At 61.7% G+C, this 14,666-nt stretch carries 13 protein-coding genes and 2 tRNA genes; 10 read left to right on the plus strand and 5 right to left on the minus strand.

What is annotated here, in order from left to right; all coding sequences use genetic code 11:
* Nucleotides 1-176: 176 nt before the first annotated feature.
* From mnmE to C4N24_RS11175, 9 genes are all read left to right on the plus strand, one after another.
* On the plus strand, nucleotides 177-1,547 hold the full coding sequence (gene mnmE, locus C4N24_RS11135) for a tRNA uridine-5-carboxymethylaminomethyl(34) synthesis GTPase MnmE (RefSeq protein ID WP_112091467.1): 1,371 nt from the start codon (nucleotides 177-179) through the stop codon (nucleotides 1,545-1,547).
* Nucleotides 1,548-1,582: 35 nt separating this feature from the next.
* A complete protein-coding gene (gene mnmG, locus C4N24_RS11140) occupies nucleotides 1,583-3,457 on the plus strand; it encodes a tRNA uridine-5-carboxymethylaminomethyl(34) synthesis enzyme MnmG (RefSeq protein WP_112091468.1) in 1,875 nt (624 codons plus the stop codon).
* 64 nt (nucleotides 3,458-3,521) lie between these two features.
* Nucleotides 3,522-4,229, plus strand: coding sequence for a 16S rRNA (guanine(527)-N(7))-methyltransferase RsmG (rsmG, locus tag C4N24_RS11145; RefSeq protein ID WP_112091469.1), 708 nt, complete (start codon nucleotides 3,522-3,524; stop codon nucleotides 4,227-4,229).
* Between the two features lie 154 nt (nucleotides 4,230-4,383).
* The gene (locus C4N24_RS11150; RefSeq protein ID WP_112091470.1) at nucleotides 4,384-5,178 is read left to right on the plus strand and encodes a ParB/RepB/Spo0J family partition protein; all 795 of its coding nucleotides are present in this window, start codon (nucleotides 4,384-4,386) and stop codon (nucleotides 5,176-5,178) included.
* Between the two features lie 722 nt (nucleotides 5,179-5,900).
* Nucleotides 5,901-6,734 (plus strand): ParA family protein, encoded by an 834-nt coding sequence (locus C4N24_RS11155; protein WP_170126605.1) that lies wholly within the window; start codon nucleotides 5,901-5,903, stop codon nucleotides 6,732-6,734.
* 22 nt (nucleotides 6,735-6,756) lie between these two features.
* The gene (locus tag C4N24_RS11160) at nucleotides 6,757-7,632 is read left to right on the plus strand and encodes a ParB/RepB/Spo0J family partition protein (RefSeq protein ID WP_005924304.1); all 876 of its coding nucleotides are present in this window, start codon (nucleotides 6,757-6,759) and stop codon (nucleotides 7,630-7,632) included.
* Nucleotides 7,633-7,727: 95 nt separating this feature from the next.
* Complete coding sequence (gene serS / locus C4N24_RS11165) at nucleotides 7,728-9,059, plus strand: serine--tRNA ligase (RefSeq protein WP_097778933.1); 1,332 nt, start codon at nucleotides 7,728-7,730, stop codon at nucleotides 9,057-9,059.
* A 414-nt stretch (nucleotides 9,060-9,473) separates the two neighbouring features.
* Nucleotides 9,474-9,550 (plus strand) — tRNA-Met (locus tag C4N24_RS11170).
* A gap of 91 nt (nucleotides 9,551-9,641) precedes the next feature.
* A tRNA-Glu gene (locus tag C4N24_RS11175) sits at nucleotides 9,642-9,713 on the plus strand.
* Nucleotides 9,714-9,950: 237 nt separating this feature from the next.
* Here the strand turns inward: C4N24_RS11175 and C4N24_RS11180 are convergent.
* From C4N24_RS11180 to C4N24_RS11200, 5 genes are all read right to left on the minus strand, one after another.
* Nucleotides 9,951-10,613, minus strand: a complete 663-nt coding sequence (locus C4N24_RS11180) for an HAD family hydrolase (protein WP_112091471.1) — start codon at nucleotides 10,611-10,613, stop codon at nucleotides 9,951-9,953.
* 77 nt (nucleotides 10,614-10,690) lie between these two features.
* Nucleotides 10,691-12,046 (minus strand): PH domain-containing protein, encoded by a 1,356-nt coding sequence (locus tag C4N24_RS11185; protein WP_112091472.1) that lies wholly within the window; start codon nucleotides 12,044-12,046, stop codon nucleotides 10,691-10,693.
* Nucleotides 12,043-12,474 (minus strand): hypothetical protein, encoded by a 432-nt coding sequence (locus C4N24_RS11190; RefSeq protein WP_112091473.1) that lies wholly within the window; start codon nucleotides 12,472-12,474, stop codon nucleotides 12,043-12,045. Before C4N24_RS11190 ends, C4N24_RS11185 begins: the two co-directional genes overlap by 4 nt.
* Nucleotides 12,471-13,139: a potassium channel family protein gene (locus tag C4N24_RS11195; RefSeq protein ID WP_055186401.1), complete on the minus strand. Its 669-nt coding sequence runs from the start codon at nucleotides 13,137-13,139 to the stop codon at nucleotides 12,471-12,473. The genes C4N24_RS11190 and C4N24_RS11195 overlap by 4 nt, the downstream gene beginning before the upstream one ends.
* A gap of 44 nt (nucleotides 13,140-13,183) precedes the next feature.
* Nucleotides 13,184-13,597: a potassium channel family protein gene (locus C4N24_RS11200; protein WP_112091474.1), complete on the minus strand. Its 414-nt coding sequence runs from the start codon at nucleotides 13,595-13,597 to the stop codon at nucleotides 13,184-13,186.
* A 197-nt stretch (nucleotides 13,598-13,794) separates the two neighbouring features.
* Between C4N24_RS11200 and C4N24_RS11205 the strand changes: the two genes are divergently transcribed.
* Nucleotides 13,795-14,646 carry an undecaprenyl-diphosphate phosphatase gene (locus C4N24_RS11205; protein WP_207657275.1) on the plus strand — a complete coding sequence of 284 codons (852 nt, stop codon included), beginning with the start codon at nucleotides 13,795-13,797 and terminating at the stop codon, nucleotides 14,644-14,646.
* The last annotated feature ends 20 nt before the right edge of the window (nucleotides 14,647-14,666 follow it).

Raw genomic sequence — 14,666 nt, forward strand, 5'->3', positions numbered from 1 at the left:
TTTTTTCCACAAACATTTTGGAAGATGTGGAAAAACCGCGCGGCGGGTGTATCTTTTTGCGCAAAAACGTGGTAAAATAAACTGTAAAATCAGAAAGTGTGCGCTGCGGCAGGTCTGCCGTACCAGGCGCACCAGCATAGCGCACCCGTAAGACGGGTGCGCGGAAAGGATGCAGTATGCAGGGATCGACCATTGCCGCCATCGCAACGCCCCCCGGGGCGGGCGGCATTGCTGTGGTGCGCCTGTCCGGCGCAGAGAGCTATGCCGTGGCGGCCCGGGTGTTCCACCCGGCAAACCCGGCAAAAAAGGTGGAACAGGCTAAGGGCTACACCGCACTGTTCGGGCATTTCGTGGACAGGGAAGAAGCCTTTGACGAGGGCGTCGCCCTGTTTTTCCGCGCACCCCACAGCTACACCGGCGAGGACGTGGTGGAGCTTTCCTGCCACGGCGGCAGCGCGGTGGCGCGGCGGCTGGTGGAAGCCTGCCTTGCAGCGGGCGCGCAGCCTGCCGCCCCCGGCGAGTACACCCGCCGTGCCTTTCTGAACGGCAAGCTGGGTCTGACCCAGGCCGAAGCGGTCATGGACTTGATTGCGGCAGACGGGCGGCAGGGGGCAGCGCTGGCTAACGCCGCGCTGGGCGGTGCGCTGGCGAAAAAGATCAACGCCCAGAAAGCCCAGCTGACCGCCCTGCAGGCGCATCTGGCTGCTTGGGTGGACTTCCCGGAGGAGGATGTGCCGGAGCTGGACCCCGCCCATCTGCGCACCGTGCTGGGCGCAGTGCAGCAGGAGCTGGACGGCCTTATCCGTAGTTACGATGCCGGTGCGGTGCTGCGCGAGGGTGTGGACTGCGCCATCGTGGGACGCCCCAACGCGGGCAAGTCTACCTTGCTGAACCTGCTGGCAGGCTTCGACCGTGCCATCGTCACCCCGGTAGCGGGCACTACCCGCGATGTGGTGGAGCAGGCGGTGCAGCTGGGGGATATCCGGCTGAACCTCTTCGACACCGCCGGTCTGCGGGAGACCGAGGACGCGATTGAAGCCGAGGGCATTCGCCGCAGCTGGGAAAAACTGGAAGAAGCCGGGCTGATCCTTGCCGTCTTTGACGGCTCCGAGCCGCCCAGCCGGGAGGACTTGGCGCTGGCGCAGCGCTGCGCCGGTCGTCCCGCCATCGCCCTTGTCAACAAGGAGGATAAGCCCACCCAGTTCGATGCGGAGCTCATCGCCCCGTATTTTGCCATGGTGCTGCCGGTCTGCTGTCGGGAAGAGGGGAGCCGCAAGGTCATCGCCGCTGCGGTGGCGCGGCTGCTGGGCACGGGCAGCATCGACCCCCACGCCGCCAGCCTGTCCGGGCAGCGGCAGCTTTCTGCCGCCCTCCGCGCCCGGGACGCCGTAGCCGGTGCACTGGATGCCGCCGGCGGCGGCTTTGGTCTGGACGCCGTTTCGGTCTGCGTGGATGACGCGCTGGACGCCCTCTGCGACCTGACTGGCGAAAACGCTTCGGAAGCCGTCATTGAACAGGTGTTCGAGCGGTTCTGTGTGGGGAAATAAATTCAAATCATTGATTAGAGGAAACCCGAAAGTATATGAACCACTTAGGAGATTATGATGTCATCGTCATCGGCGCTGGCCATGCGGGCATCGAAGCCGCCCACGCAGCTGCTGTGCTGGGCGCAAAAACGGCTGTCTTTACCATGAGTCTGGACGCCATCGGCAATATGCCCTGCAATCCCAGCATTGGCGGCACCGCCAAGGGCACGCTGGTGCGGGAGGTGGACGCGCTGGGCGGCGTGATGGGTCTGGCGGCAGACGCCACCTATCTGCAAAGCCGGATGCTGAACAAGGGCAAAGGCCCCGCCGTGCACGCGCTGCGGGTGCAGACCGACCGCCGCCGCTACAACGAATACATGAAGCACGCGCTGGAACAGACCCCGGGGCTGGCCATCCATCAGGCCGAGGTGGTGGCGCTGGAAGTGGAAAACGGCCATGTGAAGGGCGTTGTCACCCAGCTGCACGGCGAATACACCGCCAAGTGCGTGGTGCTTGCCACCGGCACGAACCTCGGCGGCAAAATTTTTGTGGGCGATGCGTGGTATGCCTCCGGCCCGGACGGCATGCACGCCGCCAACGCCCTGACCGACAGCCTGAAAGCCGCCGGTCTGCCGCTGCGCCGGTTCAAGACCGGCACCCCCGCCCGGGTGCACCGCCGCAGTATTGATTTTTCCAAGCTGGAATGCCAGCCCGGCGACCCGGACAGCGAATTGCAGCCTTTCAGCTTCCTGACCGATGCCCCCATGCACAACAAGGTAGAGTGCTGGATCGCCTACACGAACCCCGAGACCCACAAGATCATTCTGGACAACATCCAGCGCAGCCCGCTGTATGGCGGCATGATCGAGGGCGTCGGCCCGCGCTACTGCCCCTCCATTGAGGATAAGGTGGTGCGCTTCTCCGGGAAAGACCGTCACCCGCTGTTCGTAGAGCCCTGCGGCGAGAACACCGAGGAAATGTATTTGCAGGGTGCATCCAGCAGCCTGCCGGAGGATGTGCAGAACGCCTTTTATCACAGCATCAAAGGCTTTGAGCATCTGGAGATCATGCGCCCTGCCTACGCCATCGAGTATGACTGCGTAGACCCCACCAGTCTGGAAGCCACGCTGGAAAGCAAGGTGGTGCGGGGTCTGTACGGGGCAGGGCAGTTCAACGGCACCTCCGGCTACGAGGAAGCCGCCGCGCAGGGTCTGCTGGCGGGACTGAACGCCGCCCGCAACGCGCTGGGCTTAGAGCAGCTGGTGCTGCCCCGGCACACCAGCTATCTGGGCACACTGGTGGACGACCTTGTGACCAAGGGCGTCATGGACCCCTACCGCATGATGACCAGCCGCAGCGAGTACCGGCTGACCCTGCGGCAGGACAACGCCGACCAGCGCCTGACCCCCATCGGCAGGGAATACGGCCTTGTGCAGGATGACCGCTGGGCAAAGTACCAGCACACCCAGAACATTTTGGAAGCCGAGCGCCGCCGCCTGCACGAGACGCATCTGCGCACCGCAGACCTGCGCGCCGCCATGGAAGCCGCCGGTCTTGCCCCCGCCGCCGAGGGCGGCATTGCCGAGGAGCTGCTGCGCCGTCCCGAGATCAGCTACCCGCTGGTGGCGGGCATCATCGGCTGGGGAGAGGAGATCACCCCCATGCTGGCGGAGCGGCTGGAAACGGAAATCAAGTACGCCGGTTACATCGCCCGGCAGGACCGGATGATCCGGGAGGTGGCACGCCACGAAAAGACCCTCATCCCGGAGGATTTCGAGTATGCCGCCCTGACCGGCCTGACGCTGGAAGCCCGGGAAAAGCTTGCCCGCATCCGTCCCCGCAATCTGGGGCAGGCGGGGCGCATCCCCGGCGTTTCACCCTCCGATGTGGCGCAGCTGAGCATCGCACTGGCAGGGAAACAACAAAAATAATACGAAATTGCGATAAAATAAACGATTGTGCTACCCCAACCACCCGACAGAAAGGAAAACACCAATGATCGACAAACAGCGTCTGGAAGCAAAATGTTCCACATGGAACATCACCCTTACCGGCACCCAGCTGGATCAGCTGGACGCCTTTGCCCAGATCCTTGTAGACTACAACCAGAAGGTCAACCTGACCGCCATCACCGACCCGGAGGGCATCGAGGATAAGCATTTCCTCGACAGCCTGCTGTTTGCCAGCCAGCCGGAGGTTGCCGGGCGCATGGTGGACGTGGGTGCCGGGGCGGGCTTTCCGGGCATCGTGACCAAGATCTTCAAGCCGGAGCTGGAACTGACCCTGATGGAGCCCACCGGCAAGCGGGTGGAATTTTTGAAGTACGCCTGCGCCCAGCTGGGTCTGACCGGGGTGGAGTTTGCCAAGGAGCGCGCCGAGGAAGCTGCCCGCAAGATTTGGCGGGAACAGTTTGATCTTGCTTCTGCCCGCGCCGTGGCAGCCCTGCCCATGCTGGCAGAATACTGCCTGCCGCTGGTAAAAGTGGGCGGCAACTTCCTTGCCATGAAGGGCGCATCCGGGGAAGAGGAGCTGACCGCAGCCCGGGGTGCTATCAAAAAGCTGGGCGGCGAGTACCGCGAGACCCGCACCCTGCACCTGCCCGGCGGCGACACCCGCACGCTGATTTTGTGCAAAAAGATTTCGCAAACTCCGACAGCATACCCCAGAAACGGCGGTAAAATTGCAAAAAGCCCGCTGAAATAACGCATAACCTGACGCAACCTGTAAGACCCTGCCGAACGAAATTTCTGGCGGGGTCTTTCTTTGTGTGCTACACTGAAGCTGAACAGGTTTTCCACGATTTCCCGGAGAAATGTGGAAAAACCGAAGGCTTATTTCACAGGAAAGGGGCAGCATCATGTTTGAACGCAAGAAACCGTCCGGGAAATTACTCTCTCTGCCCATCGACCAGATCCACCCATCGCCCTTTCAGGCGCGGAAAAGCTTTGACGAGCAGGAGCTGACGGCGCTGGCGCAGAGCATCCGGGAAAACGGTCTGCTCCAGCCGGTCACGGTGCGCAAGGCGGCAGAGGGCTACGAGCTGGTGGCAGGGGAGCGGCGGCTGCGCGCCTGCCAGCTGGCAAAGATGACCACCATCCCCGCCATCCTGTGCAGCTACGCCGACGACCGCACCGCTGCGCTGGGTCTGCTGGAAAACATCCAGCGCGCCGACCTGAACCCCTTTGAGCAGGCGCAGGGGCTGCGGGATGTGATGGTGCTGTGGGACTGCACCCAAGCCGAAGCCGCCAAGCGTCTGGGCATGGCGCAGCCCACCTTTGCCAACAAGCTGCGGCTGTTGCAGCTGACGGCAGACCAGCGGCAGTTCGTGCTGGACAACAACCTCACCGAGCGCCACGCCCGGGCGGTGCTGCGCCTGCCGGAGAACCGCCGCAGCGAAGCGCTCATCACCATTGCCAAGCGCCGCCTGAACGCCCGCCAGACCGACAGCTACATCGAGCAGCTGCTGAACAGCCCGCCCAAGCCCGGGCACCGCATCTCCATGGTGCGGGACGTGCGCATCTTTGTCAACACCATCGACCACGCCATCCGGCTGATGACCGACAACGGCGTGCCCGCCACCGCCCACCGGGAAGAGAAGGACGGCTACATCGAGTACACCGTCCGCATCCCCACCGCCGCCGCGGAGAAGTGAATTGTTCCATGTGGAACAGGGAAGGAAAGGTTTCTGCTTGCCGCAAGCGTGCAAAGACGCTCCGCTGGGCCAGAGGCAGGGAGGGGTGTTCCGACTCCCCCCTCCCTACCTCTGGACTCCACCCACCCCGCAACGGGCCAAGGGCTGCACGCCCTTGACAATCCCAAAGAAGAAGTCGAAGCACAAAAAAGCTAGAGCTGCGGCAGTCGGCGCTATCGCTTTAACGCTTTTTTCGCTTCTCCATCCATAGCCCCTCAGTCGCTGCGCGACAGCTCCCCCCGGGGGAGCGAGCGCACCCGGAAGCTTTGCACTTCAGCCAGAAACTCTCCCGCCATGCCAAAGGCCCCATCCCAGAGGGGGCTGTCTGCGCAGCAGACTGGGGGAGTTTTGGCAGATACCCCCTCAGGCGCTACGCGCCAGCTCCCCCAAGGGGACGCCTTTGCGCTATGCCGGAAACTTTATCGCCACCGCTAAAAGCCGTCCTCTTGGGGAAGCTGGCATCGCGCAGCGATGACTGGGGGAGTTTTCTCCCGCGCAAAGCCTTTTTTCCGCTTTCCCACCCCCAAAAGTTAAAAATCCAGCTGAAAAACGCTCCAGATGGTTCAAAAAACAATTTGGATGTGTTATACTAGAAGCCAAGGTGCCTGCCGGACGGGGAAACCGGCGGGCACGACTGCGTGTTCCACGTGGAACAAATCTTTCCCCGGGAGGAAGAAAAGCGCGTGGCAAAAATTGTAGCGATCGCAAACCAGAAGGGCGGAGTGGGCAAAACCACCACCGCCGTCAACCTTTCGTCCTGTGTAGCGGCACTGGGCAAAAAGGTGCTTATCGTAGACCTTGACCCGCAGGGCAACACCACCACCGGCTATGGCATCCCAAAGCGCAGCGTGGAAGCGGGCACCTATGAGGTGCTCATCGGCAGGGCAACGGCGGCGCAGGCCATCCGGCACACCGAGTACCGCACCGATGTCATCGGCTCCAACACCCGGCTGGCCGGTGCCAGCTTGGAAATGATCGACCTGCCCGGCCGCGAGGGGCGTCTGCGCAAGGCGCTGGCTGAGGTGCAGAAGGACTACGACTTCATCTTTATCGACTGCCCGCCCAGTCTGGATCTGCTCACCCTCAACGGCCTGAGCGCCTGCGACAGTGTGCTCATCCCGGTGCAGTGCGAGTACTATGCGCTGGAAGGATTGTCGGAGCTCATCAGCACCCTCAAGACCATCCGCAAAAAGTATAACCCGTATCTGGATATCGAGGGCGTGGTGTTCACCATGTTCTCGCTGCGGTACAACCTGACCGTGCAGGTGGTGGAGCAGGTGCAGAAGTACTTCGGCTCCAAGGTGTACAAGACCACCATCCCGCGCTCCATCCGCATTTCGGAAGCGCCCAGCTACGGCCAGCCCATCAATTTCTACGAGCCGAAGGGCAAGGGCAGCGAAGCCTACATGGACTTGGCAATCGAATTTGTCAAGCACAACCGCCCGCAGGAACCTAAAAAGTCCCGCGCAAAGGCTGCACCCGCCGCAGAGCCGGCGAAAAATGCTCTGGAAGATTAAAACAGGGGGAACAAGGTAAACAATGGCAAGAGGAAAAGGAGGGCTCGGACGCGGGCTGGACAGTCTGTTTGAGGACGCAGCACCGGTCTTTGAGTCAGAGCACGCAGCGGTGGAAACATTGCCGCTGCGCGAGATCGAGCCGGACCCCGACCAGCCCCGCAAGACCTTTGAGCAGGAGACCCTCAGCGAACTGGCTGCCAGCATCGCCGAGCACGGCTTATTGCAGCCCATCGCGGTGCGTCCGAGACCTATGGGCGGCTACAGCATCGTGGCGGGCGAGCGCCGCTGGCGCGCCTCCCGCATGGCGGGTCTTACCGAGGTGCCGGTGGTCATCAAGGACGTGTCCGACGAGCAGGCCATGGAGCTGGCGCTGGTGGAAAATTTGCAGCGGGAGGATCTGGACCCGGTGGAAGAAGCTGCCGGTATCCGGGAGCTGATGACCCGCTGCGACCTGACACAGGAGCAGGCCGCCCGCAAGCTGGGCAAGAGCCGCAGCGCACTGGCAAACAGTCTGCGTCTGCTCAACTTACCGGAAACGGTGCTGGAGCTGCTGAAGAGCGGTTTTATCAATACCGGCCACGCCAAGGTGGTGCTGGGTCTGCCCACACCGGAATTGCAGGCCGAAGCCGCGCAGATCATCGCGGACAACCAGCTGAACGTCCGTCAGGCCGAGGCGCTTTGCAAAAAGATGGCAAAGCCCGCCAAGGAACCCCGCGAACCCGCACCCCGCGGCACTTTGCCGGTGGAGGTGGAAGAGAGCCTGAAACAGGTGCTGGGCAGCGAGGTGAACGTGGCCTACCACGGCGGCAAGGGCAAGCTGACGGTGCATTTTTACTCCGACGAGCAGCTGCGCGCCTTTGCAAACCTGCTGGGACAGTACCAGATGGAAACCGAATAATCATGCGATCCAAGGCGGGAACAGCCGCCTTTGAACGGCAGCGGAAAGCCGCAAGTGCACCGCTGCAAGCCCAATAGAGTTAAGGAGAGTCAATCATGCTGGATATCAAATTTGTCCGCGAGAACCCGGACGCCGTTAAGGAAAACATCAAAAAGAAGTTTCAGGATGCAAAGCTGCCGCTGGTGGACGAGGTCATCGAGAAGGATGCCAAGTACCGTGCAGCCCTGAAGGAAGTGGAGGCCCTGAAGGCCGCCCGCAACAAGCTGAGCAAGGCCAACGGCCCGTTGTTCGGCCAGCTGAAGAAGTGCACCGACGAGGCACAGAAGGCTGAGCTGCAGGCACAGATCGATGCCAACAACGCCGCCGTCAAGGCTGACGCTGACAAGATGGCAGAGCTGGAGAAGGAAGAGGAGGAACTGTCCGCCCGCATTCAGGAGATCATGTACTCCATTCCCCAGATGATCGACCCCAGCGTGCCCATCGGCCCGGACGATACCTATAACGTGGAAGCCCAGCGCTTCGGCGAGCCTGTCGTGCCGGATTTCCCCATCCCGTACCACACCGAGATCATGGAGAGCTTTGACGGCATTGATATGGACGCCGCAGGCCGTGTGGCCGGCAACGGCTTCTACTACCTGCTGGGCAACATTGCACGCCTGCACGAAGCTGTGCTGGCCTACGCCCGCGACTTTATGATCAACAAGGGCTTCACCTACGTCATCCCGCCCTTCATGATGCACGGCAACGTGGTGCAGGGCGTCATGTCCTTCCCTGAGATGGACGCCATGATGTACAAGATCGAGGGTGAGGATCTGTACCTCATCGGCACCAGCGAGCACACCATGATCGGCCGCTTCATCGACCAGACGCTGGACGAGAGCAAGATGCCCCTGACCCTGACCTCTTACAGCCCCTGCTTCCGCAAGGAGAAGGGCGCACACGGCATCGAGGAGCGCGGCATCTACCGTATCCACCAGTTCGAGAAGCAGGAGATGATCGTGGTCTGCCGCCCCGAGGAGAGCGCCGACTGGTACGAGAAGCTGTGGCAGATGTCCGTGGAGCTGTTCCGCAGCATGGAGATCCCCGTGCGCCAGCTGAACTGCTGCTCCGGCGATCTGGCTGACCTGAAGGTCAAGAGCTGCGATATCGAAGCTTGGAGCCCCCGCCAGCAGAAGTACTTCGAGGTCTGCTCCTGCTCCAACCTGGGTGATGCACAGGCACGCCGCCTGCACATCCGCATCAAGGGCAAGGACGGCAAGACCTATCTGGCACACACCCTGAACAACACCTGCGTGGCACCTCCGCGTATGCTGATCGCCTTCCTGGAGAACCATCTGCAGGCCGACGGCAGTGTGACCATCCCCGAAGTGCTGCAGCCGTACATGGGCGGGCTGAAGGTCATGGTCCCCACCAATAAGAAGGACTAAAACTGCACCGGGTTTTCCACAACCGGGCAGAAAAAGGTTGAAAAAAGCACCGCTTTCCGCACAGGGAAGCGGTGCTTTTTTCGTGGGAAGCGGGAGCTTAACTCCCTCAGTCAAAACCTGACGGTTTTGCCAGCTCCCTCTGGGAGGGAGCCTCTGGCGCGCCCGCAAACTTCGCACTTTAGCCGGAAACTTTGCCGCTATGCCAAAGGCCCCATCCTAGAGGGGGCTGTCGAGCGCAGCGAGACTGGGGGAGTTTTTCCCGCAAAACTGACAAGAAATCCTATATTTCAACGCACCTATGCAAATAAATTAAGAATATCAAAAAACTGCAAAATTTTTTGAAAATATGTGTTGACAAAAGGGGCATCTATGGATATAATAATAAAGCACCGTTCAAGTGCAAGCTAAATATGTGGCGGTATAGCTCAGTTGGCTAGAGCATTCGGTTCATACCCGAAGTGTCACCGGTTCAAATCCAGTTACCGCTACCACGTTACAGAGTTTCGCTAAGATAAGGGGGACGGTCGTCCGCAGTAGTGGACGATGAAAGTCGGAGGTTTTAGCGAAGCTCTGTATTTGTAAGGCCCGTTGGTCAAGCGGTTAAGACACGGCCCTTTCACGGCTGTAACATGGGTTCGATTCCCGTACGGGTCATAAAAACGCCTTTGCGCATTGCGCAAGGGCGTTTTTAATTTGACCCGTACGGGAATCGAACAGGGCGGCGGTGCGCAGCACCGCAACCAAAGCCCCAGTGGGGCTTTGGTTAGCCCGCGGGTCCCAATCAGTAGGAATGTCTACCGTGGATGCTGCAGCCCGCCTTTACGCCCTTTCTGTGAAAAAGGTGTAGCGGAATGTCCGCAGATATTCCGCTACACCGAACTATAAAATATTTTACCGGTTCCTCTCCTGCACATACCGCAGGATATCCTCCGGCACCTCTGCCAGTGCATCGGCACCGGCGGCGGTCAGCTCGGCGCGGCCGCGGAAGCCCCACAGCGCGCCCATGGCGGGCAACTGGGCGTTGTGCCCGGTGAGGATATCCACGTCGCTGTCGCCCACAAAAAGGGTGGCGGCGGGGTCTGCGCCCAGCTCAGCCATCAGGGCATACAGCCCGGTGGGGTCGGGCTTGGTGGGCACGCCCGGGCGGTTGCCCCGCACGGCGTCAAAGCGGCCGGTGCCAAAGTAGTGGGCAATGATGCCGCCGCACAGGGCATCCGCCTTGTTGGAGAACACCGCGCACTGGATGCCCTCGGCCTTCAGTGCGTCCAGCAGCGCCGGAATGCCGGGGTAGGGGGCGGTCTTGTCCTCCTTGTGGGCATCGTACCGGGCGGTGAACTGCGCCAGCGTAGCCGCCAGCTGCGCCGGGGTGCGGGCGTCAGCGGGGGAGAACCGATCCACCAGCTTGGGGATGCCGTTGCCCACCATCATCTTGAACTGCGCCACCGTAAAGGTGGGCCAGCCATTTTGGGCACACACCCAGTTGCCGGCATCGGCAAGGTCGTCGATGGTGTTCAGCAGGGTGCCGTCCAGATCAAATAATACAGTCTTTATCATAAAATAATCTCCGTTGATCTGTGATACAAAAAATGCCCCGCCGACCGTAGGTTCAGCGGGGCATCGCAAGTATACTTCTATATCTCCAGAAAATCAAGAGCCGCCAGCGGCACGCTGCGCACCGTGACCTTTTCTTTGCCGGGGAATACAAGGGTCAGATTGGCGCGCTGCACCGTCACCGCCCAAGGAGATTGCAACGCGGTAAAGCCGGTGTCCGGGTGGAATACGCACAGCTGGTGCAGATGGAACCGGTGCTGCCGACAGAGCAGCAGCTGTCCCTGCTGCTGCCATACGCCCTCCCGGTGCCAGCCCACGGCGGCAGCGCCCAGCAGCGCGGCAAACACCCCGGTGGGGATGAGCAGCGGCAGGGTAAGGGCAGGCAGGGTAGTGCGGGAGACCGCCGTCAGCAGCAGACAGAGCCCCAGCGGGATGCCCGCCGGCAAAAAGAACACCATGCTGCGGTCGGTGGTGTCGGCGCGGGTGTCCGGGGGCAGCTGCGCCATCTCGGGCAGCAGCTCCCGCAGCAGCGGGGTGCCCTCCCGCCAGACGAACAAAGGCAGCTCCGGGCGGCACGCCCCTGCCGAGACGAACACCGGGCAGTAATGCAGCGCCCAAGTGGCGGGGGAGCGGCGCAGGTCGGCGTAGTTCAGCTGGCTGAGCCGTAACCGCATCTCGTACCGGCGTACAAGCCCGCCTCGGCTGCCAAGCTGGGTATCGGTGCGCCAGACCGTATAATGCACCGCCTGCAAAGCGCTGCGCACCAGACTGATGCAGAACAGGGTGCCCGCCAGCACCAGCAGCCACGCCGCGCCCAGCGGCAGCCAGCGGGCGGCAAGCGCCGCCAGCTGTCCCAGCTGCGCAAGGGCAGCGGTCTGGGCGTCCGGGGCGTAGCTCTGGGTCTGGTGGATAGCCAGCCACCACAAAAACAGGGTGGACAGGCCGTTGGCACCCAGCACCGTAAAGGCCAGCTTTTCGCCGCCCTTGGGCGCGTGCCACAGCGGGTCTGTCACCGGCAGCAGCACATCGGCAAGCTCCTCGGCCTGCTGCCGGGTAAGATATAGGGTAATGGTCTGTGTCTGCCCCACAGGGTACAGCACCACCCGGCAGGCACCGGTCAGGCGGTAGACCAGCGGCTGCTCCAGCACCAGCGCCGCCAGTCCCTCGGTGCGCAGGGCGCGGTCCAGCCGCACGCCAAGCCGCCAGCTGACGTGCACTGTGCCCTCGGCATCCACCTGCCAGCGGCTGCCGTAGTACACCGCCCAGCACACGGCGCTGATAAACACCAGCAGCACAAGCTCCTGCCGCAGCGCCGCACGCAGGGCGTCCCAGTTGCGGTCAAAAAGCACCTGTACCAGCGGCAGAAGGTACACAAGCAAAGTCTTGCGCAGCAGATGCAGCGCCGCCAGCGGGTGGAAGTGCTTTTCCCGGTTCATACATTGCCCTCCATCAGCACCGCTGCCAGCGCGGTGGCCTGTGCGGCGGGGATGCCGGGCAGCACCAATTGCAGCCCCGGGCTGCGCACAAGGAGCACAGTGCACCCTGCCGCCCACAGCAGCGGGGTGCGCAGCAGCTGCACCCCGGTGACCGCCCGGCGCGGGATGCGGTGCAGCACAGGGATAGCCACTCCGGCCTGCACCGTGACGCTGTCTGCCGTCAGGGCGGCGACAAAGCTGCAGCAGCGCGCCCGGACAAGCGCCACCAGCGCCGCCCATACAGCGCAAAAGACCGCGCCTGCCCACACGCTCTGCCAGAAGGCAAAGGGCGCGCAGACCAGCCCGGGCACAGCTGCCCAGACGCAGAGCACCCGGCGGGCGCGGGGCGGCAGCACCAGCGCAGTGCGCAGCAGCTCCTGCTCGCTCATTTGTGGGAGGAAAGACCCCACGCATCCATCAGCAGATGCAGGGTGTCGTCCTGTGTCAGGCACAGCAGCCGGTCCCACGGCAGCAGCACCGTGCTGCCGTGAGGGATGATGAACTCGGTATCCCGGGTGATGCTGACCAGAATGGCATCGCCGGGAATGGGGATCTCCTTGATCTCCTTGCCCGCAAACTGAAAGTCCTCCGGCAGCAAAATTTCATTCAGGCTGGCAGTGCCGCCGCCCAGGGACAGCAGCTGCCGGATGGTGTCGGTCTCGATCTCCCGCTCCAGAATGTGGCTCAGGTTGTCGGTGCCGCACACCACGGTATCTACGCCCAGCGTGTGCAGGATGTCCCGGTTTTTGGGGTTGGAAGCGCGCGCCACGGTGCGGTTCACGCCGAACTCCCGCTTGGCGATCTGGCACGCCACCAGATTGGTCTCGTCGGTGTTGGTCACCGCCACAAAGGCGTCGCAGCTGGCCACATCGGCGGTGCGCAGGGTGTCAAAGCTCAAGGAGTCGCCGCAGATGACCGGGATATCCAGCGTATCCGCAAGGGTACGGCACAGCGCCTCCTGCGGCTCGATGATGGTCACCTTATGGCGGTGGGACAGCAGGCTTTGGGCAAGATACATGCCCACCCGGCCGCCGCCGGCAATACAAACTTTCATATCGTTACCTCATTCTACGGTCTGTAAAGCAAAAACAGGCTGTTTTACTTGGAAAGTGCCCGGAACACCGACTGCTCGGTCAGCACGGTGGGGCAGATGGTCTCCAGCTCGTAGGCCTTGTGGTATAAAATTTGCAGATGCGGGTCGGACACCCGGCAGATGACCTTATCCCGGCGGAAGATGTTCTTTGCCAGCTGCGCCGCCATCAGGTTCACCGAGTCCTCCTCGGTCACCGCCGCCACGGCGTCGCAGTTCTCCACGCCGCCCCGGCGCAGGGTGTCCGGGTCGGTAGGGTCGCCCACAAGGGCAGTGCCGTGAAAGGTATAATCGTCAAAGGCATCCAGACGCTTGAGCTGCTCGGGATCCTTTTCCACCACCGAGATATCATGGCCGATGCGTTCCAGATCGCGGATCAGCGCCGCACCTACCTGATCGCAGCCGATCACCAGTATGTTCATGAAGGTTCACCTCGTTGTTCTCAGAGCTTTCTGCGCCGGGCGCAGAAAGCGGACAGACTTCTTATTTTTATAGTATAGCACATTTCCCGGGGCAGATAAATACAGCGCCCGGGGGAAAATTTCTATAATCTGTATGCACAGCGGCTCATAGTATGGTATACTGGAACTGCTTTTGAAAAAACTACGCACCCAGCGGGGTGCTGCAGGAGGGATTTATTACGTTTTTCGAGATCATCAAAGCGATCCTGATGGGTATCGTGGAGGGCATTACCGAGTGGCTGCCCATCTCCTCCACCGGTCACATGATTTTGGTGGAGCAGGTCGTCAAGTTCAATGCCAGTGAAGAATTCATGTCCATGTTCCGGGTGGTCATCCAGCTGGGTGCCATTCTGGCCGTGGTGGTGCTGTTCTGGAATAAGCTGTGGCCCTTCGGGCTGCGGCAGGGCAAGGTCATCTCCAAGCCCAGCGTGTGGAACCTGTGGTTCAAGGTGGTAGCTGCCACCCTGCCGGTGCTGGTCATCAGCCCACTGGACGATTGGATGGAGGCACACTTCTATAACTACATCACCGTAGCCGCCATGCTGATCCTGTACGGCGTGCTCTTCCTTGTGGTGGAGAACCGCCGCACCACGCCCCGGGTCACAAAGCTGGAACAGATCAGCTACCGGGACGCGCTGCTCATCGGCGTGTGGCAGTGCCTTGCCATCATCCCCGGCACCTCCCGCTCCGGCGCTACCATCGTGGGTGGTCTGCTGCTGGGGCTCTCCCGCGCCTGCGTGGCAGAGTTCACCTTCTATCTGGCCATCCCGGTCATGGCGGGTGCATCCCTGCTTAAGGTGGTCAAGTTCGCGATTTCCAGCGTATCCATCACCGGCACCGAGATCGCTGTGCTGCTGGTGGGCTGCGTTGTGGCCTTTGTGGTCAGCCTTGCAGCCATCCGCTTCCTGATGGACTACGTCAAGCGCCACGACTTCAAGTTCTTCGGCATCTACCGCATCGTGCTGGGTGCCATCGTGCTGGCTGTGGCGGCCATCACCGCGCTGGCATAAGATATGATAAAACAAGGGGC

The organism is Faecalibacterium prausnitzii (assembly GCF_003287405.1).
In the GTDB taxonomy this organism is placed as follows: domain Bacteria; phylum Bacillota; class Clostridia; order Oscillospirales; family Ruminococcaceae; genus Faecalibacterium; species Faecalibacterium intestinale.

Coding starts and splice junctions, on each gene's coding strand:
- C4N24_RS11190 (WP_112091473.1), bottom strand. CDS start 12,474: ATGAGCGAGCAGGAGCTGCTGCGCACTGCGCTGGTGCTGCCGCCCCGC.
- C4N24_RS11160 (WP_005924304.1), top strand. CDS start 6,757: ATGGCAAGAGGAAAAGGAGGGCTCGGACGCGGGCTGGACAGTCTGTTT.
- C4N24_RS11150 (WP_112091470.1), top strand. CDS start 4,384: ATGTTTGAACGCAAGAAACCGTCCGGGAAATTACTCTCTCTGCCCATC.
- mnmE (WP_112091467.1), top strand. CDS start 177: ATGCAGGGATCGACCATTGCCGCCATCGCAACGCCCCCCGGGGCGGGC.
- serS (WP_097778933.1), top strand. CDS start 7,728: ATGCTGGATATCAAATTTGTCCGCGAGAACCCGGACGCCGTTAAGGAA.
- C4N24_RS11180 (WP_112091471.1), bottom strand. CDS start 10,613: ATGATAAAGACTGTATTATTTGATCTGGACGGCACCCTGCTGAACACC.
- C4N24_RS11185 (WP_112091472.1), bottom strand. CDS start 12,046: ATGAACCGGGAAAAGCACTTCCACCCGCTGGCGGCGCTGCATCTGCTG.
- C4N24_RS11200 (WP_112091474.1), bottom strand. CDS start 13,597: ATGAACATACTGGTGATCGGCTGCGATCAGGTAGGTGCGGCGCTGATC.
- rsmG (WP_112091469.1), top strand. CDS start 3,522: ATGATCGACAAACAGCGTCTGGAAGCAAAATGTTCCACATGGAACATC.
- mnmG (WP_112091468.1), top strand. CDS start 1,583: ATGAACCACTTAGGAGATTATGATGTCATCGTCATCGGCGCTGGCCAT.
- C4N24_RS11195 (WP_055186401.1), bottom strand. CDS start 13,139: ATGAAAGTTTGTATTGCCGGCGGCGGCCGGGTGGGCATGTATCTTGCC.